30 protein-coding genes are annotated in these 26792 nt (G+C 67.1%); 19 read left to right on the forward strand and 11 right to left on the reverse strand.

Annotated elements, in window-relative coordinates:
• The 3 genes from ACE026_RS14995 to ACE026_RS15005 form a co-directional block, all read right to left on the reverse strand.
• A partial coding sequence (locus ACE026_RS14995; protein WP_486039634.1) for an ABC transporter ATP-binding protein occupies positions 1-860 on the reverse strand: 860 nt, incomplete at its 3' end.
• A 68-nt stretch (positions 861-928) separates the two neighbouring features.
• Entirely contained in the window at positions 929-1345 is a 417-nt protein-coding gene (locus tag ACE026_RS15000) for a hypothetical protein (protein WP_486039635.1), read from the reverse strand.
• The gene (locus ACE026_RS15005; protein WP_486039636.1) at positions 1342-1941 is read right to left on the reverse strand and encodes an RNA polymerase sigma factor; all 600 of its coding nucleotides are present in this window, start codon (positions 1939-1941) and stop codon (positions 1342-1344) included. The genes ACE026_RS15000 and ACE026_RS15005 overlap by 4 nt, the downstream gene beginning before the upstream one ends.
• Before the next feature lie 112 nt (positions 1942-2053).
• Between ACE026_RS15005 and ACE026_RS15010 the strand changes: the two genes are divergently transcribed.
• Both ACE026_RS15010 and ACE026_RS15015 read left to right on the forward strand, forming a co-directional pair.
• Complete coding sequence (locus ACE026_RS15010; RefSeq protein ID WP_121043262.1) at positions 2054-2380, forward strand: hypothetical protein; 327 nt, start codon at positions 2054-2056, stop codon at positions 2378-2380.
• Between the two features lie 54 nt (positions 2381-2434).
• Positions 2435-3931, forward strand: a complete 1497-nt coding sequence (locus ACE026_RS15015; RefSeq protein ID WP_486039637.1) for a serine hydrolase domain-containing protein — start codon at positions 2435-2437, stop codon at positions 3929-3931.
• A gap of 7 nt (positions 3932-3938) precedes the next feature.
• On the opposite strand, the gene ACE026_RS15020 is transcribed toward ACE026_RS15015, so the two are convergent.
• On the reverse strand, positions 3939-4970 hold the full coding sequence (locus tag ACE026_RS15020) for a LacI family DNA-binding transcriptional regulator (protein WP_486039639.1): 1032 nt from the start codon (positions 4968-4970) through the stop codon (positions 3939-3941).
• A 312-nt stretch (positions 4971-5282) separates the two neighbouring features.
• Between ACE026_RS15020 and ACE026_RS15025 the strand changes: the two genes are divergently transcribed.
• The 5 genes from ACE026_RS15025 to ACE026_RS15045 all read left to right on the forward strand — a co-directional run bounded on the left by ACE026_RS15025 (position 5283) and on the right by ACE026_RS15045 (position 9975).
• Positions 5283-5822: a single-stranded DNA-binding protein gene (locus tag ACE026_RS15025; protein WP_346468851.1), complete on the forward strand. Its 540-nt coding sequence runs from the start codon at positions 5283-5285 to the stop codon at positions 5820-5822.
• Positions 5823-6027: 205 nt separating this feature from the next.
• Positions 6028-6930, forward strand: a complete 903-nt coding sequence (locus ACE026_RS15030; RefSeq protein ID WP_486039789.1) for a hydroxypyruvate isomerase family protein — start codon at positions 6028-6030, stop codon at positions 6928-6930.
• Between the two features lie 26 nt (positions 6931-6956).
• Positions 6957-8642 (forward strand): GMC oxidoreductase, encoded by a 1686-nt coding sequence (locus ACE026_RS15035; protein ID WP_486039640.1) that lies wholly within the window; start codon positions 6957-6959, stop codon positions 8640-8642.
• Positions 8642-9217: a gluconate 2-dehydrogenase subunit 3 family protein gene (locus ACE026_RS15040; protein ID WP_486039641.1), complete on the forward strand. Its 576-nt coding sequence runs from the start codon at positions 8642-8644 to the stop codon at positions 9215-9217. The genes ACE026_RS15035 and ACE026_RS15040 overlap by 1 nt, the downstream gene beginning before the upstream one ends.
• Positions 9218-9231: 14 nt before the next feature.
• Complete coding sequence (locus ACE026_RS15045) at positions 9232-9975, forward strand: 3-keto-disaccharide hydrolase (protein WP_486039642.1); 744 nt, start codon at positions 9232-9234, stop codon at positions 9973-9975.
• Positions 9976-9982: 7 nt separating this feature from the next.
• On the opposite strand, the gene ACE026_RS15050 is transcribed toward ACE026_RS15045, so the two are convergent.
• From ACE026_RS15050 to ACE026_RS15070, 5 genes are read right to left on the reverse strand one after another with little or no spacing between them, the layout of a single operon-like run.
• Positions 9983-10279, reverse strand: coding sequence for a c-type cytochrome (locus ACE026_RS15050; RefSeq protein ID WP_486039644.1), 297 nt, complete (start codon positions 10277-10279; stop codon positions 9983-9985).
• 18 nt (positions 10280-10297) lie between these two features.
• Positions 10298-11164, reverse strand: coding sequence for a sugar phosphate isomerase/epimerase family protein (locus ACE026_RS15055; RefSeq protein ID WP_486039645.1), 867 nt, complete (start codon positions 11162-11164; stop codon positions 10298-10300).
• A 19-nt stretch (positions 11165-11183) separates the two neighbouring features.
• A complete protein-coding gene (locus tag ACE026_RS15060; RefSeq protein WP_486039647.1) occupies positions 11184-12308 on the reverse strand; it encodes a Gfo/Idh/MocA family protein in 1125 nt (374 codons plus the stop codon).
• A 12-nt stretch (positions 12309-12320) separates the two neighbouring features.
• Positions 12321-13538, reverse strand: coding sequence for a nucleoside permease (locus tag ACE026_RS15065; protein ID WP_486039648.1), 1218 nt, complete (start codon positions 13536-13538; stop codon positions 12321-12323).
• A gap of 26 nt (positions 13539-13564) precedes the next feature.
• Positions 13565-14617, reverse strand: coding sequence for a sugar phosphate isomerase/epimerase family protein (locus ACE026_RS15070; RefSeq protein WP_486039650.1), 1053 nt, complete (start codon positions 14615-14617; stop codon positions 13565-13567).
• A gap of 95 nt (positions 14618-14712) precedes the next feature.
• On the opposite strand from ACE026_RS15070, the gene ACE026_RS15075 reads away from it, so the two are divergent.
• The 7 genes from ACE026_RS15075 (at position 14713) to ACE026_RS15105 (ending at position 20475) form a co-directional block, all read left to right on the forward strand.
• Complete coding sequence (locus tag ACE026_RS15075) at positions 14713-15762, forward strand: LacI family DNA-binding transcriptional regulator (RefSeq protein WP_486039651.1); 1050 nt, start codon at positions 14713-14715, stop codon at positions 15760-15762.
• Entirely contained in the window at positions 15753-16778 is a 1026-nt protein-coding gene (locus tag ACE026_RS15080; protein ID WP_486039653.1) for an AI-2E family transporter, read from the forward strand. The genes ACE026_RS15075 and ACE026_RS15080 overlap by 10 nt, the downstream gene beginning before the upstream one ends.
• Positions 16775-17035, forward strand: a complete 261-nt coding sequence (locus ACE026_RS15085) for a GNAT family N-acetyltransferase (RefSeq protein WP_486039790.1) — start codon at positions 16775-16777, stop codon at positions 17033-17035. The genes ACE026_RS15080 and ACE026_RS15085 overlap by 4 nt, the downstream gene beginning before the upstream one ends.
• A 159-nt stretch (positions 17036-17194) precedes the next feature.
• Positions 17195-17656 (forward strand): DUF1801 domain-containing protein, encoded by a 462-nt coding sequence (locus tag ACE026_RS15090; RefSeq protein WP_486039655.1) that lies wholly within the window; start codon positions 17195-17197, stop codon positions 17654-17656.
• Positions 17657-17746: 90 nt separating this feature from the next.
• Positions 17747-18208, forward strand: coding sequence for a DUF1801 domain-containing protein (locus tag ACE026_RS15095; RefSeq protein ID WP_486039656.1), 462 nt, complete (start codon positions 17747-17749; stop codon positions 18206-18208).
• Positions 18209-18321: 113 nt separating this feature from the next.
• Entirely contained in the window at positions 18322-19491 is a 1170-nt protein-coding gene (locus ACE026_RS15100) for a metallophosphoesterase (protein WP_486039658.1), read from the forward strand.
• A gap of 51 nt (positions 19492-19542) precedes the next feature.
• Complete coding sequence (locus ACE026_RS15105) at positions 19543-20475, forward strand: alpha/beta hydrolase (protein WP_486039659.1); 933 nt, start codon at positions 19543-19545, stop codon at positions 20473-20475.
• A 117-nt stretch (positions 20476-20592) separates the two neighbouring features.
• Here ACE026_RS15105 and ACE026_RS15110 read toward each other — a convergent pair whose 3' ends face one another.
• Positions 20593-22002: a DUF2867 domain-containing protein gene (locus tag ACE026_RS15110; protein ID WP_486039661.1), complete on the reverse strand. Its 1410-nt coding sequence runs from the start codon at positions 22000-22002 to the stop codon at positions 20593-20595.
• Between the two features lie 30 nt (positions 22003-22032).
• Complete coding sequence (locus ACE026_RS15115) at positions 22033-22347, reverse strand: metalloregulator ArsR/SmtB family transcription factor (protein ID WP_016922200.1); 315 nt, start codon at positions 22345-22347, stop codon at positions 22033-22035.
• A 175-nt stretch (positions 22348-22522) separates the two neighbouring features.
• Between ACE026_RS15115 and ACE026_RS15120 the strand changes: the two genes are divergently transcribed.
• From ACE026_RS15120 to ACE026_RS15140, 5 genes are all read left to right on the forward strand, one after another.
• On the forward strand, positions 22523-22957 hold the full coding sequence (locus ACE026_RS15120; protein ID WP_176990092.1) for a pyridoxamine 5'-phosphate oxidase family protein: 435 nt from the start codon (positions 22523-22525) through the stop codon (positions 22955-22957).
• 11 nt (positions 22958-22968) lie between these two features.
• Positions 22969-23709, forward strand: coding sequence for a DUF72 domain-containing protein (locus tag ACE026_RS15125; protein WP_486039663.1), 741 nt, complete (start codon positions 22969-22971; stop codon positions 23707-23709).
• Positions 23702-24514 (forward strand): DNA-formamidopyrimidine glycosylase family protein, encoded by an 813-nt coding sequence (locus tag ACE026_RS15130; RefSeq protein WP_486039664.1) that lies wholly within the window; start codon positions 23702-23704, stop codon positions 24512-24514. Before ACE026_RS15125 ends, ACE026_RS15130 begins: the two co-directional genes overlap by 8 nt.
• 121 nt (positions 24515-24635) lie before the next feature.
• Entirely contained in the window at positions 24636-25313 is a 678-nt protein-coding gene (locus ACE026_RS15135) for a class I SAM-dependent methyltransferase (RefSeq protein WP_486039665.1), read from the forward strand.
• Between the two features lie 215 nt (positions 25314-25528).
• Complete coding sequence (locus ACE026_RS15140) at positions 25529-26755, forward strand: MFS transporter (RefSeq protein WP_486039792.1); 1227 nt, start codon at positions 25529-25531, stop codon at positions 26753-26755.
• The last annotated feature ends 37 nt before the right edge of the window (positions 26756-26792 follow it).

A 26792-nucleotide genomic window follows, 5' to 3' on the forward strand; every position in this document is an offset into this window, starting at 1 on the left:
AAATAGACGTCTTCCAGATCGGGAGCGACGGCGGCAAAGCCGTCGCCGGGGTCGGACTCACTGTGCACGTGGATCACCGGCCGGCCACCCACCAGGCGGGTGGACAGCACCACATGGTTGGCTTCGTACGCGGGCAACGCGGCAGCATCCACCTGCTTGCGCCAGACCTGGTGCTGGAGCGCGTCGATCGCGTCACTGGGCTTGCCGGTCAGCAGTACCTGCCCCTTGTTCATGATCGCCATGTTCGGGCACAGGTCGGTGACATCTTCGACGATGTGCGTGGACAGGATCACCGCCACGTTCTCGCCGATCGCCGCGAGCAGGTTGAGGAAGCGGTTGCGTTCTTCCGGGTCCAGCCCGGCGGTGGGTTCGTCAACGATCACCAGTCGCGGATCGCCGAGCAATGCCTGCGCGATCCCGAAGCGCTGGCGCATGCCGCCGGAGTAGGTGCCCAGTTTGCGCTTGCGCGCATCCCACAGATTGACCTGCTGCAGTCGGGCTTCCACCACTTCGCGGCGCTGGGCCTTGTTGGTGAGGCCCTTCAGGACCGCGAAATGATCAAGCAGATCCAGCGCGCTGACCTTGGGGTACACCCCGAAGTCCTGCGGCAGATAGCCCAGCCGACGGCGCACCGCGTCCTTGTCGCGCAGCACATCGATGCTTGTCTCACCGGGAATCGCCAAGGTGGCGGTGCCGCTGTCTGCTTCCTGCAGCGTGGAGAGGGTGCGCATCAGCGAGGACTTGCCGGCGCCGTTCGGGCCGAGCAGGCCGAACATGCCGCGGGGAATATCGAGGGTGACACCGGCAAGGGCGTGGACCCCATTGGCGTAAGTCTTGGACAGCGCGCGGATCTCAAGCATGCGGACAGCTTCCCCTGGGCGATAGCTCGGTTATCCGCCCTATTCAGATAGCCTGCATCCGCCGTAAGTCATGGGTGCTTCCGGCCGGACGCCCGCCAGCGGCCCGCCAGCCACGACAGCGCCACGCATGCTGCGCCAGCCAGTAGCCACCCGGTCGCCGCGCTGCCCGCGGTCCGCTCGACCGTGCTCCACCACGCGGGGCCGAACAGGGCGCCCAACGCCAGCACCGTGATCGCCAGCACCGCCAGCAGCACGCGCGACACCCAGCGCTCGATACCGGCGTCATGGCGGGCGATGCGCACGGCGACATCACGGGCGAAGCGCATCGGCGGCCCACTCTGCGGTGTGCAGGCAATGGCCTGGGCGATGCGCAGATAATCGGTGGCCTCTGGTCCGGCGCGCTGGCCACTCAGCGCCGCGCGCAGGCCACGTTCCTGGGCCTGCCATTCCTCCGGGTCGATGCGGGGATCGTCTGCGCTGCTCATGCGGGCACTCCAATGCGGGATTCAAGCAGCTCGCGCAACCGCATGCGGCTGCGGAACAGATGGCTCTTGATGGTGCCTTCGGCCAGGTCGGTCAGGGTGGCGATCTCGGCGATGGAGATCTCCTCCAGATGATAGAGCGTGAGCAGGGTGCGCTGCAGGGGCGGCAAGGCGTCGATCGCCGCATGCAGGTGCGCGTTGATGTCCTGCTCGCTGGTACGTGCTTCCAGATCGATGCCATCGCCGATCTGATCGATCAATGCGGTGCCGTCCTCGCCCATGTTGTTCTCCACCAGCGGAATGCGGCGCCGTTCCAGGTGGCGCTTGGCGATCGAATAGGCGACCTGTGCCACCCATGATTTCAACGCGCTTTCGCCGCGGTACTGATGCAGCGTCTGATGGATGCGTAGAAAGGCTTCCTGGCACAGCTCGCGGGTGTCGTCGGGATGGCGGACCATGCGGTCGACCACGCGCCAGCACAGCCCTTGATACTCCCGCACCAGCTGTTCGAACGCCCCGGGCTGCCGCGACAGAATAGCGGCGACCAGTGCCCGGTCGGCGTCGAGACAGTCGGCAGGGGTGGGCGGCGGTATTCGCATCCCCATAGGGATACGTCGAGTGCGCCATCGGTTGCAACCGTGGTTCGTGCAACCCATTCCGCCCTGGCCGTATCTCAGTGGACAAGCCCCTCCTCAACGGAACGAACGCACCATGGATTACAACCTGATTCTCCCCGTCGTCCTGATCCTCGGCATCGTGTATGCCATCAAGAGCGTGGTCGATGGCCACACGCGCCGCCGGATCGTTGAAGCCCGCGGTTCGGAAGAGTTGGTGCGCTCGCTGCTGGCCGGCGATACCACCAAGCGGCGGCTGGCCTCGCTGCATTGGGGCTGCGTGTTGCTGACCCTGGCGCTGGCATTCGGCCTGGTCGATCTGCTCGGTATCGACCGGGTCACGCCTGGCGCCATCGCCCTGCTGCTCGGTGCGACCGGGCTGGGCAACGTGGTGTACTTCGTGCTGGATCGTCGCCTGAAGTAAGGCCGCCATCCTGCCGCCCGCGTCGCCGGCGGCTCCCCTGCAACAGGACCTCGAATGAAACGCATCCTGGCACTCTGTGCCGGCGTTGCCGTGGCCGTGATGTCTCCGGTGCACGCTGCCACGCCTGTCGATTTTGCCCCGCTGTCCTCCCTCATCGAACAGACCAAGGCGGCCACGGGCCTGCCTTCGGGTACCGCCGTCGTGGTGGTGAAGGACGGCAAGGTGATCCATGAAGGCTACTACGGTCTCGCGGATATCGGGGCCGGCACGCCGGTCACGGCTGACACTGTCTTCTACATCGCCTCGGCGACCAAGCCGTTCTTCGCGCTGAACGCCCTGCAGAAGCAGGGCGCCGGCGAGCTCGACATGGCGATGTCACTCCAGCAGATGTTTCCGCAAACACACTTCGATGGCCTGGACGCCGAGGCGATCACCGTCGGCGATCTGCTCACGCACACTGCCGGCGTGGACAACACCGCCCTGGTCTGGGCCACCGCCTTCAGCGGCGTGCACGACAGCACCTCGCGGCGGGCGCTGGTGGCGGCAACCCAGCGCGATCCGGACGCGGCGCACGGCACCTTCCGCTATACCAACCTGGGCTACAACCTGCTCAGCATCTGGATGGACCAGCACAACGGCCCGCCGTGGCAGGACCAGCTCCAGCGCACGTTGTTCGAGCCGTTGGGCATGCGGCACACGAGTACCCGGATCAGCACTGCCGAAGCGGCCGGCTGGCCCATGGCCGCGCCTTACTCGCTGGCCAGTGCGCAGCCGACCACGCCGCTGTATCTGCGCAAAGCGGACGACACGATGCAGGCGGCCGGCGGCATGGTCGCCACCGCGCCGGACCTGGCGCGTTTCCTGATCGCGCAGTTACCGGGAGAGGGCAACACCGCCCTTGCCCGGGAGCTAATCACCCGCTCGCAGCAGCGTCAGGTCGCGCTGGACGCGAGCTATCTGGATTTCGCGCGCGACGGCTACGCGTGGGGCTGGTACACCGGGCAGTACAAGGGCCACCCACTGTTGCACCACTTCGGTGGATTCGCCGGCTTCCACGCGCACCTGTCGTTCATGCCGGACCAGAACACCGCGCTGGTGGTGCTCAACAACGAGGACGTGCTGGGCGCGCCGCTGACCAACCTCATCGCCGATCACGTATATGGCCTGCTGTTACACGAGCCCGGGATCACGTCGCGCTCTGCCGCCCGCTTCCTGGCGCTGCAGGCCAAGGCGGCCCAGATGCAGGCGAACGTGTCGCGCCAGCGCGAGGCGATCCAGTCACGCCCCTGGCGGCGGTCGTTGCCGCGCGACCATTTCGTGGGCCGATACGTCCATCCGCTGCTCGGCGAGATGCGGGTCGAGGCGGCCGGTGAGCAGGCGCTGCGGCTGCGCTGGGGGCGGCTGGACGCCGTCGCCAGTGCAGGCGAACAGACGGATCAGGTGCGCGTTGAACTCGTCCCCGGTTCGGGGAGCTGGCTGACCTTCCAGGTGGGAGAGGGCCAGGTACGGTCGCTTACGTTCGAGACCCTGACTTTCCAGCGTATGCCCTGAGCCAGGCTCAGCCGCGCAGCGAGGAGTCCCGCAGCACCTGCTTGACCGCGATGCTCTGGCCCTCCACCGGCTGGCCTTCGATCAGCGCCAGCAGTTTTTCCACCAGCAGGTGCCCGGCCTGCTTGGTGTCCTGCTGCACGGTGGACAGCGGTGGGGAGACCGAGGCGGCCAGCGGGATGTCATCGAAGCCGGTGACCGCCACGTCCTCGGGCACGCGCAGGCCGTGTTCGCGCAGGGCGCGCATCGCACCGATCGCGATCAGGTCGCTGGCCGCGCACAGCCCGTCGATACGCTCGCCGCGCGCCAACAGTGCCTGGCAGGCATCGAAACCGGACTGTTCGGTGGTGATCGCATCGTGCTGCAGGGACGGCTCGGCGGTAAGGCCGCGCGCCTGCATCGCCTCCACGTGGCCGCGGTAGCGCTGCTCGAACTCGGGGTAGTGGCTGGAGGCATGGCCGACGAAGGCGATCCGGCGGCAGCCCTGGTCGAGCAGGTGCGCGGTGATGTCGAACCCGCCCTGGAAATTGTCGCTGCCGATCGAGACACCGGGCTGATCGGGCAGGGAAGCGCCCCAGCGCACGAAATGGGTGCCTTGCTCGACCAGCCGCTGCAGGCGCTCGCGCGACTCGTGGTAGTCGCCATAGCCCAGCAGGATGATGCCGTCGGCCTTGTTGCTGTCCTCGTAATCGGCCTGCCAGTCGGTGGACAGCTGCTGGAAGGAGACCAGCAGGTCATAACCGCGCAGCGCGCAGGCCCGGGTGATCGAGCCCAGCATGGCGTGGAAAAACGGGTTGATCAGCGAGTCGTCATTGGTGGGGTCTTCGAAGAACAGCAGGGCCAGCGTGCCGGCATTGCGCAGGCGCAGGCTGGAGGCGTTCTTGTCGACCTTGTAGTTCAGCTCCCGGGCAATGGCCAGGATCCGCTGCCGGGTCTCGGCGTTGACCATGGGGCTGCCGCGCAGCGCCCGCGACACCGTGGGCTGGGAGACGCCGGCCAGGTGGGCGATATCGAGGGAGGTGGCTTTGCCGCGGATGGTCATTTCAGCAGGGGGTGAGGCAGTGAAGGGACATCATGCCATGCGCTGCCAGGGCTGGGCCGGGCGGCGGGATGGCCTGGCGGGCCGGGGCCCGACGGCGTCCGGTGTAACCGCCGTCACCCTTGCGGGATAGGGCTCGAGCAGGTTTCCGGTCGCTGCCGGGCGGAATTCCGACAGGGTCGGGGACGGCGGCGATGATAAGATGGTGCAATCTGGATCCCCCCAATTTTCCCAAGGGCGGCCCGGCAGATCTGCACCCCGCCCGGGGCTGTGATATGACTGCGGCCTGCCCTCGGACAACGGAAGAGCAACCCTATGGCGCGCGGCATCAATAAAGTCATCCTGGTCGGCAACCTCGGCAACGACCCGGACGTGAAGTACACCCAGGGCGGTATGGCGATCACCCGCATCAGCCTGGCCACCACCAGCGTCCGCAAGGACAAGGATGGCAACCAGCAGGAGCGTACCGAATGGCACCGCGTGGTGTTCTTCGGCAAGCTCGGCGAGATCGCCGGTGAATACCTGCGCAAGGGCAGCTCGGTCTACGTCGAAGGCAGCCTGCGTTACGACAAGTACACCGGCCAGGATGGCGTGGAGAAGTACTCCACCGACATCATCGCCGATGAAATGCAGATGCTCGGCGGCCGTGAAGGCGGCGGTGGCGGTGGTGCCGGCGGCGAACGTCCGCAGCGCCAGCAGGCCCCGCGCCAGGAGTACGGCGGTGGTGGTGGCGGTGGTGGTGGTCAGCGCGGCGGCGGTGGTGGTGGCTACGGTCAGCAGCGCCCGCAGCAGCAGGCCCCGCAGCAGTCGGCACCGCCGATGGACGACTTCGCGGATGACGACATTCCGTTCTGATTTTCCAGTAATTGTTCGCGTTTGAATAAACCCCAGTAAGCCGGTGTGCTTACTGGGGTTTTCTCGTTTGGGCGGCGTTGTGCCTCGCAGCATGCATTTTCGTGCACCGCGTCTTGCAAAAAAATCAGTTCCTCCTCTATGGTGCAATCGATTGCATTGCAACGGATCGTCAGCGTTTGATACCGGTTGGGAGGCCGGAAGACGGATGTCCATCCATTCGATCAGACCCGCGCCGGCATCGGGGCCGGGGCTTACCCGGCGCGATGCACTGCGCCTAGCGGCCGCCGCGAGCCTTGGTTTGGGTGCTGCGGGCGTGCTGCCGGCGTTTGCCGCGGCCGCGCCGCTCAAGGGCAACCTGAAGCACTCCGTCGCCCGCTGGACCTTTCCGCAGCAGTCGGTCGCCCAGCTGTGCAGGACGGTGCAGGACATCGGGTTCGCCGCCATTGATCTGGTTGGCCCGGAAGACTGGCCCACGCTGAAGGCCCATGGCGTGGACAGCTCGATGTGCAACGGTGCGGAGCTGGGCCTGACCAAGGGCTTTGCCGGCCGCGAGTTCCACGACCAACTGGTGGAGCGCTACACGCGGCACATCGATCTGGTGGCCGATGCGGGCTACCGCAATCTCATCTGTTTTTCCGGCAACCGCAACGGCATGGATCCCCAGGAAGGCATGGCCCATGCAGAGGCCGGCCTCAAGCGCATCCTCGGCCATGCCGAGAAGCGCGGCGTGGTGCTGGTGATGGAGCTGCTGAACTCCAGGGTCGATCATCCCGACTACCTGTGCGACACCTCCGCGTGGGGCGTGGCGCTGTGCCAGCGGCTCGGCTCGGACCACTTCGGCCTGCTCTACGACATCTATCACATGCAGATCATGGAGGGCGACATCATCGCCACCATCGGCAGGGATCACGCCTGTTTCAAGCATTACCACACGGCGGGCGTGCCGGGCCGGCACGAGATCGGGGACCACCAGGAACTCAACTACCCCGCCATCTGTCGCGCGATCCGCGACACCGGTTTCGACGGCTATCTGGCGCAGGAATTCATGCCTGCGTCACCGGATCCCGTCGGCTCGCTGCGCGAGGCGATCCGCCTCTGCGACGTCTGAAACGATATCCACCAGGTGAGAGATCCATGGCAGACAATCATTACGACGCCATCGTCGTTGGCTCGGGAATCAGTGGCGGTTGGGCGGCGAAGGAGCTGACCGAGAAGGGCCTCAAGGTGCTGATGCTGGAACGCGGCCGCAACATCGAGCACGTGAAGGACTACGTCAATGCAATGAAGGAGCCGTGGGACTTCCCGCACCGCAACCGGCCAACCCGGGCGATGAAGGCCGCCTTCCCGGTGCTGATGCGCGACTACGCGCTGGCCGAGAACCTTCAGGGCATGTGGGCCGACGAACAGGAATCGCCCTACATCGAGACCAAGCGCTTCGACTGGTTCCGCGGCTACCACGTCGGCGGGCGTTCGCTGATGTGGGGCCGGCAGAGCTATCGCTTCTCCGACCTGGATTTTGAGGCGAACCTCAAGGACGGCATCGCCACCGACTGGCCGATCCGGTACGCCGACATCGCACCCTGGTACGACCATGTGGAGAAGTTCGCCGGCATCGCCGGCACCCGTGAAGGGCTGGACGTGCTGCCGGACGGACAGTTCCTGCCGCCGATCCCGCTCAACATCGTCGAGAAGGACGTGGCCGCGCGGATCCGGAAGGCCTTTGGCGGAACGCGGCACATGATCCACTCGCGCACCGCCAACATCACCCAGCCGATGCCCGAGCAGGGCCGCGTCAACTGCCAGTACCGCAACAAGTGCATCCTGGGCTGTCCCTTCGGCGCGTATTTCTCGACACAGGCGGCGACGCTGCCGGCGGCCATGAAAACGGGCAACCTGACCTTGCGGCCGTTCTCGATCGTCAAGGAAGTGCTTTACGACAAGGACCGCAAGCGTGCGCGCGGCGTGGAGGTCATCGATGCCGAGACGGGGAAGACCTATGAGTACACGGCCAAGGTCATCTTCCTCAACGCGTCCTCCTTCAACTCGACCTGGCTGCTGATGAACTCGGCCACCGATGTCTGGGAGGGTGGGCTGGGCGCATCGTCGGGCGAACTCGGGCACAACGTGATGGACCATCATTTCGGTGCGGGCGCCTCGGGCCGGGTCGAGGGCTATGAGGACAAGTACTACTTCGGCCGTCGTCCCTGCGGCTTCTACATTCCCCGCTTCCGCAACGTGGCTGCGGACAAGCGCCGCTACCTGCGTGGCTTCGGCTACCAGGGCGGTGCCAGCCGCACAGGATGGTCGCGCGAGATCGCCGAGCTGAATATCGGTGCCGACCTGAAAGAGGCGCTGACCGTGCCCGGTGACTGGCGCATCGGCATGACCGGCTTCGGCGAGATGCTGCCGCACCACGACAACACGATCCGCCTGGACGCCGAGCGCAAGGACAAGTGGGGACTGCCGGTGCTGGCGATGGATGTCTCCATGCGCGCCAATGAACTGGCGATGCGCAAGGACATGGCCGCCGATGCCGCCGAGATGCTCGAGGCCGCGGGGGTCAAAGACGTGGAGATGCATGACAAGGACTACGCCCCCGGCAAGGGCATCCACGAAATGGGGACCGCGCGGATGGGGCGTGACCGCAGGACATCCGTGCTGAACCAGCACAACCAGGTCTGGGATGCCCCCAACGTCTATGTGACCGACGGTGCGTGCATGACCTCCAGCGCCTGCGTGAATCCTTCGCTGACCTACATGGCGCTGACGGCGCGGGCTGCCGACCATGCCGTGCGCGAACTGAAAGCGGGGAATCTGTGATGGACCGCCGCGAACTGCTGAAGATGATCGTCGCCGCCACCGGTGCGGCCATGATCGGTCTGCCCGTACTCGGTCAGGCACAGGCTCCTGCCGCAGGGGCGAAGACGCGCTTCTCCGACGCGGATGTCGGCACGCTGGATGAGATCGCAGAGACCATCCTGCCGCGGACGAAGACGCCGGGGGCGAAAGACGCAGGCGCCGGTGCGTTCATGGCGACGTTCGTCAGCGACTGCTACACCGCCCGGCAGCAGGCAAGCTTCCGTGCCGGCCTTGCCGACATCGATAAACGGGCCGGTGGCCGCTTCGTCTCGCTCGCGCCGCAGGCCCGCACCGAGCTGCTGCGCGCGCTGGATACAGAGGCCAGGAAACACGCGGTCGAAGTGACCGAGACCGGCACCACCGAGGAGGGAGAAGCGATGCCGCATTACTTCACGATGCTCAAGCAGCTGGCCATCTTCGGTTTCTTTACTTCAAAGGTTGGCGCGACCGAGGTGCTGCAGTACGTCGCGGTGCCGGGGCGCTACGACGGCGACCTCGCCTATATCCCCGGTACGCCGGCGTGGGGGACCAGCTGATGGAGCGCAACGGAATGATCACGCCTGTGCTGATCGCCGCCGCCATGCTGGTTGCCGCACCTGCGCTCGCGCAGGCCGGTGCCGACCCTGCGCGTGATCCGAAGAAGACCGAGGTCTGGACGCCGGTGCCCGCGAGCGTGGCCACGCCCCCAGGAAAGGCACCCTCCGACGCGATCGTGCTGTTCGATGGCAATGATGTGTCCGCCTGGGAGTCGGAGCAGGGCGGGCGCGTGCCTTGGCGCGTCGCCGATGGCGCCCTGACGGTGGTTCCGGGCAGCAAGGGCATTCGCACCAGGCAGCACTTCTGCGACGTCCAGCTGCATGTCGAGTGGCGCACGCCTGTCGAAACCGAGGGCTTTGAGGGCCAGGACCGCGCCAACAGTGGCATCTTCCTGCAGGAACGCTACGAGCTGCAGGTGCTCGACAGCTATAACAACCCGACCTATGCCAACGGCCAGGCCGGCGCCATCTACAAGCAGGCCATGCCCTTGGTGAATGCTTCGCGTGCACCGGGGCAGTGGCAGGCCTACGACATCCTCTGGAAGGCGCCGCGCTTCTCGCAGGGTGGGGGGCTCCTCTCGCCCGCGCGCATCACTGTGCTGCACAACGGTGTGCTGGTACAGGACGACACCGTGCTGGCGGGCAAGACCGAGTACATCGGCGCGCCGTCGTACGCGCCCCATGGGTGTGCGCCGATCTACCTGCAGGAACACGATTCCAAGGTCAGCTACCGCAACATCTGGGTGCGGCAGCTGTAGTGCAATCCTATTTCGCCAGGTAACTGGCGAGATTGTCGATTTCCTGTGGCGACAGCTGGGAAAAGGGCGGCATCAAGCCGCCGCCCTTGCTGATCTTTTCCTTGATCTGCGCCGGCTGCAACCGCTTGGAGACATCGGTGAGTGCGGGGAACGTCGGCGGAACGCCGGCCCGATTCGCGCCGTGGCAGGCCGTGCAGTGCACGGCATAGAGTTGTGCGCCAGCGGCCGGGTCGTCCTTGGACCACGCTGTGGGGGCCAGCACCGTGCCGAACAGCGTCAGGGCCAGCGTCAGGATCTTGTTCAAGTGGGGCTCCTTGGCGGGCTAGCGCGGTGCGCTGGCGGGCAGCGTGGTGATGAGGTGTTGACGCAGGTAGTCCGCGCCCGTCTTGATGACCTTGGCCGGATCATGAGGTTGGTCGTGCTCGACGATGTACCACTGCACGCCCGCCGCCGCGGCGGCAGGCAGGATCGCGTTCCAGTCCAGCACGCCCTGGCCAACGGCGGCGAAGCCGCCCTCGTCTTCGGCCTGGCCTTTGGGTGCGTTGTCCTTGGCGTGTACCGCGAACACGTGGCCACGGAATTTGCCCAGCATCACCACCGGGTCATGGCCCGCACGGGCTACCCAGGCCAGGTCCAGCTCGGTCTGCAGGTCGGGGCCGGCCGCAGCGAACAGCAGTTCCAGGCCGGTTTTGCCGTTGAAATCGACCAGCTCGAAGTCATGGTTGTGGTAAGCCAAGCGCATCCCCTGGGCGTTTGCCATCGCCGCGATCCGGCCCAGTTCCTGGCCCAGTGCGGTCCAGCCTGCGGCATCGGTCGGCCGATCCTTCTTGTCCAGGTACGGCACCACCAGGGTGGTGTTTCCGATCGAGCGGTTGAAGGCCACCACCCCGTCCAGGTCGCTGCGCAGATCGGCCAGTTGCACGTGGGAGGAAATGGCCTTGATCGAGTAGCGGTCCAGCAGTTGCTTGAGTTCGGTTGCGCTGACGTTCTGGGTGCCGACTGTCTCCACCGCGCCGACGCCCGCGTCATGCACGATCTTCAACTGCTGGTCGAGCGTGCCGGCGTCGCGCAGCGTGTACATCTGCACTGCGATGGGCTGCTGTGGACCGGCGGGGCCGCCTGCGAAGGCGGGCAGGGCAACGAGCAGCAGCAGTGCGAGGGTGGTGGTCCTGCGCGTAGCGATTTTCATCAACACATCCTCCCGGGATTCAACCGATGGTGGTCCAGGCACGGGACCTGGCCGATGCAATCACGCGGTCGACGATCAATGCCGAACGCAGGCCGTCCTCGAAGGTGGGCAGGCCCTGTGGCCGCTCGCCGTCGATGGCGTGATAGGTGTCGGCGACGAACGCCTCGAAGCAGTGGCCGTAGCCCTGCGCATGGCCGGGCGGCAACACCGACAGCCGGCGTTGTTCGGCACTACCGGCACCCGGCCCACGCACGAAGGTTTCCTCGCGCTGGTCGGGTCGGCCGATCCACAGCCGTTCGGCGTCCTCCTGGTTGAACGCCACGCTGGCTCGGGCGCCGTCGATCTCGAACCAGAGGCGATTGTGGCGTCCGGCCGAGACCTGGCTGACCGTCAATGACGCCAGCGTGCCTGCGGCGGTCTTGAACATCGCCGCGGCCACATCTTCGCTGGATACGGCCTGCATCGCGCCGCCCGCCGCCGGCGTGGTGAAGCTCTGGCCGGTGAGGGCGCCGCGCTCGGCGAGCACGGTGGCGAATGCCGCACTGACGTCGACGAAGCGCTCGCCACTGACCCATTCCACCAGGTCGCACCAGTGCGAGCCGATGTCGGCGAACACGCGCGACGCGCCGCCCAGCGCCGGATCCACGCGCCAGTTGTTGCTGGCCGGGTCCAGCAGCCAGTCCTGCAGGTAGCTGCCGTGGATCAGGTGCAGCGGGCCCAGCTCGCCCTGCGCGATGCGAGCGCGCGCCTCGCGCACCACCGGGTGGTAGCGGTAGACGAACGGCACCGTGGCGACCAGCCCGGTCGAGGTGGCCAATGCGGCCAGCGCCTGGGCGTCCTCCAGCGTGGTGGCCAGCGGTTTCTCGCAGATCACGTGCTTGCCCGCTTCCAGCGCCGCCTGCGCCATGGCGCGGTGCAGATGGTTGGGCGTGCAGACGTGCACGACGTGTACCTGCGGATCGGTGACCACCTCTTCGATGTCACGATAGGCGCGCGGGACATTCCATGCCTGCGCCACGTCGCGTGCGCGATGCGGTGACGAGGCGGCTACGCCCCGGATCTCCGCACCGGCCAGCAGCGCCGCGCGATGGTGTACGGCGCCGATCATGCCGGTGCCGACGATGGCAATTCCAAGCTTGGGCATCGGGTGCGGTCCTCAGGGGGTGGAAGGGGCGGCCGCAACCACCGGCCGGTCGCGGAACAGCAGCAGGAAGGCGATCAGCACGACCAGCGCGACGCCCGCCGGGAACAGCCAGATCTGCTGCCAGTCCGGGCCCGCCGCCGTGGTGTAGTGCTCCACCACCGCGCCGGACAGGAACGTGCCGATCAACATGCCCACGCCGTAGGTGGCCAGGGTGATGAACCCCTGCGCGCTGCTGCGCGCGGCGGGGCCGGCATGCGCATCGGTGTAGATCTGGCCGGTGACGAAGAAGAAGTCGTAGCAGATGCCGTGCAGCACGATGCCGATCACCAGCAGGGAGAAGCCCGCGCCCGCATCGCCAAAGGCGAACATGGCGTAGCGCACTACCCATGCGGCCATGCCGACGGCCAGCATCGTCTTGACCCCCAGCCGGACGAACAGGAACGGCATGGCCAGCATCAGCAGGACTTCGGAGACCTGGCCCAGCGATTGCAGGCCGGCCGCGCCGCGCACGCCAAGATCGTTGAGGTACGGGTTGGTGAAGTTGTAGTAGAACGATAGCGGGATGCAGATGGCGATGGACGCCAGGAAGAACACCAGGTAGGAGCGCGACTTCAGAAGCCGCAGCGAATCCAGCCCCAGGATCTGCCCCAGCCCGGCGTCGCGCTGTTGCGCCAGCGGCGGCGTGTGCGGCAGCGTGAACGCATACAGACCCAGCGCCAGCGACGCCATCGCCGCCATCCGGAACGTCAGCTCGAGCCGATGCGCCTGTTCCCAGCCCAGCCAGCCGATCAGCACGCCCGCCACGATCCAGCCGACGCTGCCGGCCACCCGCACGAGCGGAAACTGCTTTTCCGGCGACTGCATGTGCCGCATCGCCACACTGTTGGCCAGCGCCAGCGTTGGCATGAACAGCAGCATGTATCCCATGACATAGACGGAGAAGGTGCTGAAGTCCGTCGCCGTGGACGCCAGCCACATCAGCGCCGCGCCAGCGAGGTGGAGCACCGCGAGGATGCGCTGCGCTGCGAAGTAGCGATCCGCGATCAGGCCGACCAGGAAGGGCGCGACGATGGCGCCGATCGATTGGCTGAGGAACGCCGTCGCGACCTGGCTCGCGCTGGCCTGCAAGGGCCCCTGCACCAGATAGGTCCCCAGGGTGACGAACCATGCCCCCCAGATGAAGAACTGCAGAAACATCATCGCGCCCAAGCGCGACATGGTGTGCGTCATGGCTTGCCCTCCCAGGCAGTGTTGGCTCAGATCCCCAGCATGCGGCGCAGTGATCCAGGATCGGTGCCGCTGTCGGCAAAGTCGTCGAAGGCGCGCTCGGTTACACGGATGATGTGGTCGCGGATGAAGGCGGCCCCTTCGCGCGCGCCGTCCTCCGGGTGCTTCAGGCAGCACTCCCACTCCAGCACCGCCCATCCGGAAAAGTCGTACTGCGCGAACTTCGAAAAGATCGCCTTGAAGTCGATCTGGCCGTCGCCGAGCGAGCGGAACCGGCCCGGACGATCGATCCAGTCCTGGTAACCGCCATACACGCCACTGCGCGCACTGGCGTGGTACTCCGCGTCCTTGACGTGGAAGATGCCGATGCGCGCGTGGTAGCGGTCGATGAAACCCAGGTAGTCCATCTGCTGCAGCAGCAGGTGGCTGGGGTCGTACAGGATCTTCGCGCGGGGGTGATGGTCCACCACATCGAGAAAGCGCTCGAACGTCGCGCCGTCATGCAGGTCCTCGCCCGGATGGATCTCGAAACACAGATCCACGCCGCAGGTGTCGAACGCATCCAGGATGGGGCGCCAGCGGCGGCCGAGTTCGGCGAAGGCTTCGTCGACCAGCCCGGGCGGGCGTTGCGGCCAGGGATAGAAGTAGGGCCAGGCCAACGCGCCGGAGAAGGTGGCATGCGCCGTCAGGCCAAGGCGCTGGCTGGCCTTGGCGGCCAGCAGCAGCTGCTCCACCGCCCAGGCCTGGCGGGCGGCCGGGTCGCCGCGCTTGTCCGGCGGTGCGAAGCCGTCGAACAGGCTGTCGTAGGCGGGATGGACGGCGACCAGCTGCCCCTGCAGGTGGGTGGACAGCTCGGTGATCTGCAGGCCATGCCCGGCCAACATGCCGGCGACGTCGTCGCAGTAGGCCTGGCTGCGCGCCGCCTCGGCCAGATCGAACAGGTGGGGCGCGCTGGTCGGCACTTGTACGCCAGAATAGCCCAGCCCCGCGGCCCAGCCGGCCAGCGTGTCCAGCCGATCAAAAGGAGGTGTGTCGCCGATGAACTGCGCCAGGAACAGCGCTGGACCCTTGAGCGTTTTCAAGAGGATTCGCCCTAGATGCAATCGATTGCATTATCCTAGCAGGGGCATTCGAAAGACCCGTTGTGCACTGCACAGCGGAAGGAAGAGGTAACGCCATGGCCACCATCTACGACATTGCAAAGCACGTCGGCGTCTCGGCCGGCACGGTGTCGCGGGCGCTGTCCCGGCCGGAGAAAGTGCTGCCGGCCACGCGCGCGCGCATCGAGCAGGCGGCCGCCGCGCTGGGCTATGTCCCCAACACGGTTGCCAGGACACTCAAGACCCAGCGCAGCGGCAAGATCCTGGTCACCGTGCCGGACATCGCCAACCCGTTCTTCGCCCAGATCCTGCAGGGCGCGGAGGACGCGGCGCAGGCCGTTGGTTACGCCGTCCTGCTGGGCGATACCCAGAACCTGCCCGAGCGCGAGGAACGCTACGCGCAGATGCTCCGGCGCAACGAGGCTGACGGTCTGATCGTGCTGGGGCATCGCCTCCCGCCTACGGCACGTGACATCGTCCAGCAGCAGGGCATTGCCGCGCCGGTGGTCAACGGCTGCGAGTTCGATCCCGCGCTGGGCATTCCCAGCGTCCACATCGACAACGCGGCCGCCGCGCGCGCGGTAATGGACCACTTGTATGGCCTGGGGCACGAGCGGATCGCCGTGGTCGGTGGGCCGCCGGACAATCCCCTGCACCAGCAACGGCTGGAAGGGGTCCGGGGCGCCGGCAAGGCGCGCGGTCGCCTGCGCCAGCTCAGCGTCGTGCCCGGCGACTTCTCCGTCGAATCCGGTCACGCGGCCGGGATGGCGCTGTTGGCGCGCGCGCCCGCGCCGACCGCGGTGTTCTGCTTCAGCGACCAGATGGCGCTGGGCGTCCTGGCGGCCTGCCGGGATCTGGGCATCCGGGTGCCGGATGATCTGTCCGTCGTTGGCTTCGACGACCTGGCATCGTCGCGTTACCTCACGCCTCCGCTGACGACCATCAGGCAACCGATGCGGGAGATCGGTGCCCGCGCGGTCAACCTGCTGCTCGCCATCATCGAACGTGTTGATGTACCGCTCCAGCAGACGCTGGATTTCAGTTTGATGGTGCGGGGCTCGACTGCAGCGCCCACACCGCATCCACTACCATGGGCCACCCGTCAGGATGCGCCCGCATGTCCATAGTGATCCCCGCGTTGCCCAAGCCGCCCACCGCCCGCATCGCGTCTTGGTTGCTGATGCTGCTGGGCATGTGGCTGACCCTGAAACTCGGGCTGGTGGTGACGCTGCTGTCGGGCCTGCTGGTGTTCCACCTGACCCACCTGCTGGCCTCCACCGTCGAAGGCAAGCTGCCGCCCGGGCGCGCACGCGCCTATTCGGTGATCGTGCTGTCGGCGTTGATCATCGGCGCGCTGACGCTGGCTGCGATCGGCATCGCCTCGTTCTTCCGCAATGAAACCGGCGGGCCGGATGCGCTGTTGATGCGCCTGATGGACATCCTCAACACGTCCCGCCACCAGGTGCCGGACCTGCTGCAGCCGTACATCCCGGAAGACCTGCAGGCGCTGCGCACCGCGATGAACGACTGGGCGGCGACGCACCGCCAGCAGCTCGGCATCGCGGGCACCTCGGCCGTGCAGATCAGCGTGCGGATTCTGATCGGCATGGTGCTGGGCGCGATGATCGCGCTCTACGACGAACTGCCGCTGCCGAAGATGGGACCGCTGGCGCAGGAACTGATCGGCCGCACCAGCCGCATGGCCACGGCCTTCCGGCAGGTGGTGTTCGCGCAGGTGAAGATCTCCCTGCTCAATACGCTGTTCACCGCCATCTTCCTGCTCGGGGTGCTGCCACTGTTCGGCGTGCACGTGCCGTTGGCGAAAACACTCGTACTGATCACCTTCCTTGCCGGCCTGCTGCCGGTGGTGGGCAACATCATCTCCAACACGGTCATCACCATCGTCGCGTTGTCGGTGTCGTTCTACGTGGCCGTGGTCGCGCTGCTATATCTGGTGGTCATCCACAAGCTGGAGTACTTCCTCAACGCCCGCATCGTCGGGGGCGAGATCCAGGCGCGTGCCTGGGAGCTGCTGCTGGCGATGCTGGTGATGGAAGCCGCGTTCGGGCTTCCAGGGTTGGTCGCGGCGCCGGTGTTCTATGCCTATATCAAGCGCGAGCTGCTGGACCAGCGCTGGATCTGAGTGGACCAACGTCCCAAGCCCTCGTACGACATCAAGACGCCCATGAGGGCCGGGGATATGCCACCGAGGCCGCTGCGGCGCTGCGTGACTGGGCGTTCTCCGCATTGGCGTTGCCGACCCTGGTCAGCTACATGACGCCGACCAATATCGCGTCGGCGCAGGTCGCGCGACGCCTTGGCGGGGTACTGGATGCGACGGCCGCACGGGCCGACCCGGCGGATCTGGTCTACCGCTACTGCAGCCCCGCGCAGGACTGACCGACCGCACGTGATGCTGCATGCCGGCCGGGATTCCGTAGCAGGCGGACCACCGCCGGAACGAGGCCATGGGAGAATGTTCAAAGGTCCGCGGCCGTGCATTGCTGCCTGGCACGGCGCGGTCTATAACGCAGGCAGGTCTCACACAGGAACGGCAGCATGGCCACGAATCGATCCCGCGCATCAGGAAAGACGTCGCTACCTCCGCTGGCGTCCGGCGAGCCCCGGTTGCTGTCCGGCGGCAATCCGCAGATTCCCAAGGGCGATGGCGATGGCCCGGTGCAGGCCTATATCACCGCCATGCCCGGTTGGAAGCGTGCCGTCGGCGAACGGCTGGATGCGCTGATCGTGGCCACCGTTCCCGGCGTACACAAAGCGGTCAAATGGAATTCACCGCTGTATGGCATCGATGGCGACGGCTGGTTTCTCAGCCTGCATTGCTTTACCCGCTACATCAAAGTGGCATTTTTCAGAGGGATGGCCCTGCAGCCGCTCCCGCCGGTCGCCTCCAAGAGCCAGGACACGCGCTACCTGCACATCGAGGAGGGCGTTCCATTGGACGAGACACAGTTCCGGGCGTGGGTGACGCAGGCCACCCGGCTCCCGGGCGAGCGGATGTAAGCGCCGGCTTGAAGCCCCCTCCGATCAGGTCTATAACGCGCACGAAGGGCGCTGCCGACCGGGCCGCCCATGGCGAATGGTGGTGACCTCATGACCCAGCCCAAAGCCCGTACGACCCCGCGCGCTGCGGCAGCCAGCGAGCTGTCCGCATCGCAGCAGATCGATGCGCGCATCCAGTCGCTGGATGATTGGCGGGGCCAGACCCTGGCGCGCATCCGCAGCCTGATCCACGAGGTCGATCCGGCGGTGCTGGAAACCTGGAAGTGGCGAGGCGTGCCCGTATGGGAGCACAGCGGCATCCTGTGCACCGGCGAGACCTACAAGGCGGCCGTGAAGCTGACCTTCGCCAAGGGCGCGGCGCTGCCCGATCCCAAGGGGCTGTTCAATGCGAGCCTGGAGGGCAACACCCGCCGCGCCATCGATCTGCACGAGGGCGAAACGATCAACGCGACCGCGTTCAAGGCATTGATCCGCGCCGCGATCGCGCGCAACCGGGCAGCGAAGCCCCCCGCCGCTGCAGCGCGCGCGAAGGCAAGCCAGCGCTCTGCCTGAATCATCACGACCTCCTGCACTGGAACACGCCGCGCGATTCGGCAACGATAAAGGGCTGGGCAAGGCGGCAGCGATGCGGCCGGCCCATTCCCCCTCGTTTCCAGGATGTGTCTGTGCTGAGTGTGATCGGCTGTTTGCTTGCGTTGTATCTGGTGTGGCGGCTGATCTGGCCGTTGCGGCTGTCGCGTCCGGTGCGGATCGTACTGGGCCTGCTGGTGGTCGCACTGGCGCTGCACCACCGGATCGTGGCGCAGTTCGCCGGGACCATGGCCTCGCCCGAGATTCCCAAAGCGTTGATTGCGGTGCTTGCGACCGGGTTCACCACGCTGCTGATCAGTGCGGTGTTCGTGCTTGTGCTGGATGCGCTGCTGCTCATCGCGCGCCTGGTCCGGGCGCGGCGCGTGCTATCGAAGCTGCGCGCGACGTGGCTGCGCCCTGCGGCGGGCACGTTGGCGCTGCTGCTGTCCGCCTACGGCATCTGGCAGGGCATGGCGGTCCCCAAGCCGCGGCAGATCGAGGTCGCCATCGATGGGCTGCCGGCCGCGTTCGACGGCTACCGCGTGCTGCAGCTCACCGACATCCACGCCAGCCGCCTGCTCACCGGTGCCTGGGTGGAAAAAGTGGTCACCGAGAGCAATGCCCTGCATCCGGATCTGGTGGTGATCACCGGGGATCTGATCGACGGCAGCGTCAGCGCCCGCGCCAACGATTTCGCGCCGCTGGCCAGGCTGCGCGCGCCCGATGGCGTCATCGCGATCACCGGCAACCACGAGTACTACGCGCAGTACGCCGAGTGGATGCAGGCCTTCCGCGGGCAGGGCATGCAGGTGCTGGAGAATACCCACACGCAGGTCCAGCGTGACGGTGCGACGTTGACCATCGCCGGTGTCACCGATCCGGTGGCCGCGCGCTACGGCCTGCCCATGCCGGACTTGACCGCCGCACTGGCCGGGGCGGACCCGCAGGCGCCGGTGATCCTGCTCGACCATCGCCCGGTGGAGGCACGCGCGAACGCCGCCAAGGGCGTGGCGCTGCAGCTCTCCGGCCACACCCACGGCGGCCACATCCTCGGCATGGACCAGCTGGTCAAGCGCGCCAACGGCGGCTTTGTGTCCGGGCGCTACGAGGTGGATGGTATGACGTTGTATGTCAGCAACGGTGCCGGACTGTGGCCGGGCTTCGCGGCACGTATCGGCGTGCCGTCCGAGATCACGCTGATTACGCTGCGCCAAGACGCGGCCAACCGCACCGCAGCTGAACGCCCCGGCTTGGCAAGCCCGTAGGGAATTGCGACGCTTGCGCGCTGATAGGGCGGAAGAACGCGGATGAAAGCAATGCGCAACGTGCTGGGAACGATGATGGTGCTGGCCACCTCCGGTGGCTGTGCGCTGCACGGCGATGCGCTGCGCAGCACGCCTGCGGCGGCGGTGCCGGCGGCAGGCGTGGTCCTGCCCGATACCGAGAGCTGGAGCGTGCATGATCCGGCCGGGCGCGACTATCCGATCTGGGTGGCACTGCCGGTCAGCTACGCGCAGCAGCAGGAGCGGCGCTACCCGGTGCTGTTCGTCACCGACGCGCTGTACAGCTTTCCGCTGGTGCGCAGCGTGCGCAACCTGGTGGGGCAGGGCGGCGCCAACCTGGAAGATTTCATCCTGGTCGGGCTGCCGCCGCAGCAGGGGCTGACCTCCAAGCAGAGCCGCTCGCGCGACTACACACCCACCCAGCCGCAACGCAGTGCCGACGATGACTACAGCGACGACGTGGTCTACGGCGGTGCCGCGCACTACCGCGATTTCCTGGCCACGCACGTGTTGCCCGCGGTGGACGCGCGCTACCGTACCGATCCGGCGCGGCGCAGTTTCGCCGGGCATTCCTACGGGGGGCTGTTCGGCACCTATGTGCTGCTCACACGCCCGCAGATGTTCCAGACCTACATCCTGTCCAGCCCGTCGCTGTGGTTCGACGGGCACTACATCAACCGCCTTGAACAGGACTACGCGCAGCAGCACCGCGCGCTGCCGGCCCGGGTATTGCTGGCGATCGGCAGTCAAGAGACACCCACGCCCGATGCAGTAGACGGCCCACGCAACGACATGGTGCGCGATACGCAGGCCTTCGCCGATCGACTGCGCCAGCGCGGCTACCAGGGCCTACAGGTGGAGAACCGGGTGGTCCCGGCCGAAGACCACCTCACCGTGTACCCCAGCACGCTCACCCGCGCGCTGCTGCAGGTTTACCCGGGCACCGGACCGTACAACGGGGGCTGAGCATGCAGACCGTGCGCACCGTGCCGTTGTTTGACGCCCGCTTCAGCCAGTGCGCAGCGTACGACCTGGCGATGCAGGTCGTACGGCTCGCGGATCACCAGCGCTGAGCCCACCCGATCAGGCCAGGGCGGTGTCCTGCAGCGAAATCGCGGCGGCCAGTTCCGGTGCCAACGCGTGTGCCACGGCCATGCGCAGCATCGCCGGGCTGACGTGGCGGCGGTGCATCCGGTTGATCGCCGCCATGTAGAGGCGGCCGAACGCGTTGAGCGTGCGCACCCGGGTGCCCAGCGCAATCACCGCCGCACCATCGTCCAGCACCTGCACGCGCACGCACGAGCGGAACTGCAGGTGGCGGTCGTCGGCACCGAGCAGGACTTCGGCGCTGCGGTCGGCGGCGTCGGTGGCCTGGGCATGCACCGGGAAGCGACCGGCGAAACGCTCGCCGGGCCCGTCAGACAGCAGCGAGGACACCGGGCAGCCCAGCGGCGAGGTGCGCAGCCGCAAGGGGGTCACCAGCACATTGCGCAGGGCCATCAGCCGGCCCACGCCCGGCGGTGGATTGCGGACGAATCCCTCCAGCACCGCTTCCAGCAGCGCACGCGCCGAGTGCCCGCCGATGCTGTGGGCGGGCAGGGTGACATAGGTGTAATCCTGGTGGTCGAAGCCCTGCGGCAACGCCTGCTGCAGCAGTGAATCGGCCGGCGCCGCCGCCTGCGTGCCCAGCGTGCCGCATGTCGCGCGCTGCCCGATGTAGCCATGGGCAGGGCGCAACCGCGCCAGGCCGCTGCGTACCCGGCCGACCAGGTTGCGGCTGCCGGCGCACCAGCGAGCCAGTGCCGAAGCGGCTGGCGCGCGCAGCGACAGCGTCACCCGCGGAAGCTGGTCCAGGTCGCTCTGGTCAAGCAGGTGCTGCAACGCCGGCGGCAGGGTCTCGGTCAATGAGGGGATGTCGGCGGCGCCTGCATCGATGCGTGCACGTTGCGCATCGCTCAATGCGCCACTGCGCTCATCGGCATGGCAGGACAGCGCGAACAGCGCCGGGTGCCGGGGATGACGCGACACGAACTGGTGCCAGGTACCGCTGCCGAAGCGCACGGTGAACAGGCAGTCCGGCGGCACGTCGATGCAGCGCAGGGCGCGCACGAAGGCGGCCGGGTCCTGCTGCAGTTGTGCGTCGGACACGGTGGAAAAACGCAGCTGTACGCCCCCGCTGCCGGCGATGGCGGTGAACATGCGCGGGCCGGCATGGCGATGGAACGGATGCCCGGTGCGGCCTACCGAGAACGAATACAGCGACGACGCATCGCCGTGCGCCAAGTGCATGCCCCCCAGCCGCGCGGAAGGTTCGTCCAGTGCATCAACGAAGCGCGGATGCTGCGCCTGGCGCAGGCCCGCGTCGCGCAGCAGCGCATCGCCGGCACCGATCCCGAGCTGGGCGATCAACGCCACCTCGACCGGGCTGCCATCGCCGCAGGAGGGCAGGCTGACGCTGGGAAACGAACGACTCACGTGGGCGGTGTCCAGCATGCCGATCTCCTTGTCGTTGGGTCGCTCAGCTCACGCGGTGGGTTTGCGGCGGGCACGGGCACGGCTTTCACGCTGCAGCGGGCCGCCCACCGGACAGACCTCGGCGGCCCACGCGAACAGGGTATTGGCGAGCGTGTCGGGCACCTGCCGGAAGTACACGAACTGGCCGCGCTTCTCGCGCTCGATGAGCCCGGCGTCTTCCAGGATGCGCAGGTGGCTGGACAGCGCCGGCTTGCTGAAATCGAAGCGCTCGCCCAGCTCGCCCGCGCTCAACTCGCCGCCATTGAGGTAGGCCAGGATCTGCCGGCGTGCGGTGGAGGCGAGGGCTTCGAAGATGCGGTCCATGGGTGGTAATTAACTAATTCGTTAACTGATGGTGTTCCGTTGGCGGGCGGCTGTCAAGCGCCTGCGCGGTCGAGACGACGCCCCGGCACGGCGTGAAGGCCAGGACAGCGGCCCTCCACGGCACGGTCACTGCCATCGGCCGACGCTGGCAGCCTATCCCCAACCCGGATCCGCCATGACCACGCTGACGCTGCCCGAACTGGCCAAGAAGATGGCCAACATCGACTTCACCATGCTGCAGACCCATGCCGACAGCGGCGAGATCGCGGCGCGGCCGATGAGCAACAACGGCGATGTGGACTACGACGGCGACAGCTGGTTCTTCACCACCGAAGACACCGACATGGTCCGCGAGATCACGCACGACCCGAAGGTGGCGCTGAGCTTCACCGGCAGCAAGTCGCTGCTTGGCAAGCCGCCGCTGTTCGTGGCGGTGCAGGGCAGGGCGACCCTGATCCGCGACAAGGCGGTGATGCAGCAGCATTGGGTGAAAGATCTGGAGCGCTGGTTCGCGCAGGGTGTGGATAGCCCTGGGCTGGTTCTGATCCAGGTGGCTGCGGCGCGCATCCATTACTGGGATGGGGAAGACCAGGGCGAAATCCTGCGCTGAAGGAGGCCCTCATGGCCGCGTCGCGTATGCCGAAGATCGGGTGTGCCGGCTGGTCGATCCCCAGCCGCTACGCCACGCACTTCGGGCCCGGCGACAGCCTGTTGGCGCGCTATGCCACGCGCTTTGACGTGGTGGAGATCAACTCCTCGTTCTACCGGCCGCACCAACGCGCGACCTACGCGCGCTGGGCGGCCACCGTACCGGCCAACTTCCGCTTCTCGGTAAAGCTGCCGCGGACCATCTCGCACGATTCCGGACTGGTCGGCGTGGGCCCACTGTTGGAGCGCTTCCTGGACGAGGTGGGTGGACTGGGGCGTACGTTAGGCGCCCTGCTGCTGCAGTTGCCGCCATCGCTGGCACTGGATACGCGCCGAGCCGGGAGCTTTTTCCGCGTGTTGCGTCGACGCACCGAGGTGCCTGTGGTCTGCGAGCCCCGCCATGCCAGTTGGTTCAGCACGCAAGCCGATACGCTGCTGCAGCGCCACGCAATTTCCCGGGCCGCGGTGGATCCGGCGCGCGTTGCCGCCGCCGCGCTTCCGGGGGGCGCGCAGGGCTGGCACTACTGGGGCTGGCACGGTTCGCCGAGCATGTACTACAGCGACTATCCCGATGCCGCATTGGCCTCTCTGGCGACACAGGTCGTGCAGCAGCCCGGGCAGGCGCAGGCACCGTGGGTGATCTTCGACAACACCGCCCATGGCTTTGCGATCGCCAATGCCCTGCGCCTGAAGGAGATCACCACGCATGCCTGAAGGTCCTTCCATCGTCATCCTGCGCGAGGCCGCCGCCAAGTTCCGCGGCAAGACAGTGCGCCTTGCAACCGGCAACAGCTCACTCGATCTGACCCGCATGGAGGGCCGTCGCGTGGTCGCCCTGCGCAGCTGGGGCAAGCACTTCCTGATCGAATTCCGTGGCTTCAGCCTGCGCGTGCACATGCTGATGTTCGGCAGCTACCGCATCGATGAGCGCAAGCCATCGCCACCGCGGGTGTCGCTGCAGTTCGACAACGGCGAGCTCAACATCTATGCCTCGTCGGTGAAGTACATCGAAGGCGCGCTGGAGGACACCTACGACTGGCGCGGGGATGTGATGGACCCAGTCTGGGATCCCAGGCTGACGCGCAGGAAGCTCAAGCAGCAGCCGGAAGCATTGATCTGCGACGCGCTGCTGGACCAGGACATCTTTGCCGGCGTGGGCAACATCATCAAGAACGAGGTGCTGTTCCGCACGCGTGTGCATCCCGAATCCACGGTCGGCGCCCTGCCACCGCGCAAGCTGGGCGAGATCATCAAGCAGGCGCGGCAGTACAGTTTCGACTTCCTGGACTGGAAGCGGCAGTTCGTGCTGCGCCAGCATTGGCTGGTCCACACCAAGCGCACCTGTCCCCACTGCGGCGGCCCGCTCAGCAAGACCTACCCGGGCACGACCCGGCGGCGGGCGTTCTTCTGCCCGGTGTGCCAGGTGCGCTACGGCGCCGCGCCTGCCGGGCGCAAAGCCGCGCCGAACGCACGCAAGGCCGCCCCGAGGCGTTCAGCCAGGTCCTCGCCCATGGCGTAGGATGGGGGCAACACGCACGTACGCGCGTCCTGCGCGATCGACACCTGATCGCCTTCGCTCCTTTCTCAGAGCCCTTCATGCCGCCAGCGGAATGAAGGCTCCCGTGTCCCACGGAGCGCTCATGCCGGGCTATACCACCCGCATTCTCACCATCCCGGTCGGCGGTCACGACTTCCGTATCCGCGCGCTCAGCGATCTGCAGCAGTTTTCCGATCCCACCGGACGCGCCCAGCGGGCCGGCATCCACTCCTCGCTGTGGAGCCTGTTCGGTCAGATCTGGCCGGCCGGCCGCGCGTTGGCCGATACCATGAGCCACTTCGACGTCACCGGTAAGCGGATCCTGGAGCTGGGCTGCGGTCTGGGCCTGTCCAGCCTGGTACTGGCCCATCGCGGCGCCGATGTCGTGGCGACCGACCACCATCCACTGGCCGAGTCCTTCCTGGCCTACAACGCCGGCCTCAACGACCTGCCAGCGGTGACCTACCGTGACCTGCCCTGGGAAGTGCCCGATGGCTCGCTGGGGCGCTTCGACCTGATCATCGGCAGCGACATCCTCTACGAACGGGGGCATGCGCATCAGATCGCGGCGATGATGCTGCGGCACGCCAAGCCCGATGCCGAGCTGCTGATCACCGATCCCGGCCGCGGCAACGTGGGCGCGTTCTCGCGTGGCATGGCCCTGCAGGGCTTCGATGTGACCGAGGAGCTGGGATTGTTCGAGGATGAAGGCAATGCGCCGGGCAACGGCCGCCTGCTGAGCTATCGGCGGGGTGTGGTGCGGCCGGCGGCCGTGGCCTGAGCGCAGGCAGGGCGTGTTGCGACACGACCGCTCTCCTGTGACACGGCGTGCAGATCGACTGGCGTAGGCTGTCGCCGTCCAGATGCGGCCCAGGCGGCCGGGAGTTCCTCGATGCGATCTCGTCCCCTGCCGCGCCGCGAAGGCCTGCGTGTTTTCAGGATGCACGCTTGAGTACGGCTGCCACCGCGCCCACCGCCCGCCCGCAGACGCGCTCGATGATCATCGCCGGCCTCTCCACCGTGGTGGAGTGGTACGACTTCACCCTTTACCTGTATCTGGCCACGGTGCTGTCGCGCGTGTTCTTCGGCGGCGGCGAGAATGCGCTGCTGGCCACCCTGGCCGGGTTTGCGGTGTCGTATCTGATGCGCCCCTTGGGTGCACTGGTCTTCGGCCACCTCGGCGACCGTTTCGGGCGGCGCTACATGCTGCTGGCCTCGATGTTGCTGATGACCGTGGCGATGCTCGCCACCGCGCTGCTGCCCACCTTCGAAAGCATTGGCGCCGCTGCCGGTGTGCTGCTGTTGCTGCTGCGCTGCCTGATGGCCTTTTCGGTCGGCGGCGAATACACCGGCGTGGTGGCGTATCTGCTGGAAACCGCACCCGTGCGCAGGCGCGGGCTGGTGACCTCATTGGCGTCTGCCGCGAGCGAGGTGGGGGCCCTGCTGGCGGTGGCGTTGTCGGCGTTGACCGTCGCGCTGCTCAGCACGGCGCAGCTGGATGGCTGGGGCTGGCGGATTCCGTTCTTCGTCGGCGCGGCGCTGGCCGGTGCGATCCTGCTGGCACGTTCGACCATGCACGAGTCGCCCGAGTTCGAGCGGCAGCAGGCCGAGGGCACCGTGCCGACGTCGCCGATCCGCGATAGTTGGCGGCACCACAAGCCTGCGATTGCGCGCACGTTTGCGATCTCCGCACTGGGCTCGATCACCTATTACGTCGGAATCACCTATGTGCCCGCGTTCCTCGGTTCGGTGGGGCAGGTGAGTGAATCGGAGGCATTGTGGCTGTCCACGGTCGCGGCGGTGGCGGTGATCGCGGTGACGCCGCTGGCCGGTGCGTTGTCCGACCGGATCGGGCGCCGCCCCGTGTTGATCGCGCTGGCCGCGCTGTCGGCGCTGCTGCCGTTGACGATGTTCTCGGTGATGGCCGGCGGCAGTACCGTGGCGATCGGGCTGGCGGCGGTGGTGCTGGCCTGCCTCGCGGGCGGCGTGAGTGCGGTGGCGGCCCCGGCCACGGCGGAGCAGTTCCCCGGCGAAGGCCGGCTCAGCGGGCTGGCACTGGGCGTCACCATGGCCACGGCGTTCTTTGGCGGTGCTACGCCCTTGCTGGCCGAACTGCTGGTGCGGCATACCGGTTGGTCGTCCGCGCCCGGGGCGATGATCGCCGTGGTGGCGGTGCTGGTGCTGCCGGTGATGTGGACGCTGCGCGAGACGCGGCCCAGGTAGTGGGGGGGGGGGGGGGGGGGGGGGGGGGGGGGGGGGG

The sequence above is a fragment of the Stenotrophomonas sp. AGC87 genome (assembly GCF_057333975.1).